At 82.0% G+C, this 1,130-nt stretch carries 1 protein-coding gene; it reads left to right on the top strand.

The annotated features are described in order from the left end of the window. Nucleotides 1-25: 25 nt before the first annotated feature. On the top strand, nt 26-1,130 hold a 1,105-nt coding region (locus ACSNOD_RS31320), incomplete at its 3' end, for an ABC transporter transmembrane domain-containing protein (protein WP_436770458.1).

Below are 1,130 nucleotides of genomic sequence, written 5' to 3'. Positions count from 1 at the left end.
GTGCCCGTCGCCCCAGCCGCCGACGGTGCGCGAAGACCGCGAGCCGCCGTCTGACGGCCCGTCCGGCGCGTCCGGCGCGTCCGGCCCGTCCGGGCCTCCGGTTCCCCCGGGGCACCGAGAGGCCCCCGCGGCGCCCCGGCGCGCCCTGCGGCGGCTGGCGGCCGCCGCGTGGCCGCACCGGAGGGCCGCCGCGCGGACCGCCGCCGTCTGCCTCCTGGACCAGGCCGCCCTCGTCGTGCTGGTCACCTGGCTCGCGCACACCGTGGGGCGGGCCGTCGGCGAGCGGGCCGTGCCGGGCCCCGCCGCCCTGGCCGGCCTCGCCGGCCTGGTGCTGCTGCGCGCGGTCACCACCTGGCGCCAGATGGACCTCTCCCACGACCTCGCCTATCGCATCCTCGCCGAACTGCGCGTGCGGGTGTTCGACGGGCTGGCCCGCAGCGCCCCCGCGCGGCTCGCCGGGCGGCGCAGCGGCGACCTCGCGGCGACCGCCATGAACGACATCGAGGCACTGGAGTTCTTCTACGCCCACGCCGTGGCCCAACTGGTCGCCACCGCGGCGGTGTTCGGTGCCGGAGCGGCCGTACTGGGCGCGCTCGACCCCTGGCTGCTCGCCGCAGTACTGCCGGCCGCCGCCGCCCTGGCCGCGCACACCCTGCTCGGCGGCCGGCCCCGCACCGCGCGCGGGGACCGCACCAGGGCGGCCACCGCCCGGCTGTCCGCCGACGCCGTGGAGACCGTCGACGGCATCCGGGAGCTGCTGGCGTACGGGGCCCTGGGCCGGCGGCGCGCCCTCCTCGCCGAGCGCGGCCGGGAGGTGGCCGCCGCCCAGCGCGCCGAAGCCCGGCACGACGCGCTCTTCGCCGCCGCCCAGGACGCGCTGGTGGCCCTGGCGCTGCTCGGTGTGGTCGCGTGCGCCGCCCACGCCGCCGGCGGGCGGCTGCACGGCGCCTGGGCCCCCGCGGCCCTCGCCCTCGCGCTCGCCGTCCTCGCCCCCGTGGCCGCCGCCGCCGACGCCGTACGGCAGGCGGGCACCCTGCGCGCCGCCGCCGCGCGCGTCCTGGCCGCCACCCGGGCCGCCGACACCGCGCCGGCCCCCGACCGGCCGCTGCCCGCGCCCCCGGGCCCCCTGG

Origin of the sequence: Streptomyces sp. URMC 123 (assembly GCF_051386515.1) — a bacterium.
Lineage (GTDB): Bacteria > Actinomycetota > Actinomycetes > Streptomycetales > Streptomycetaceae > Streptomyces.
Note: the sequence above shows the minus strand (reverse complement) of the source record. Positions and strands in the feature narration are given on the sequence as shown.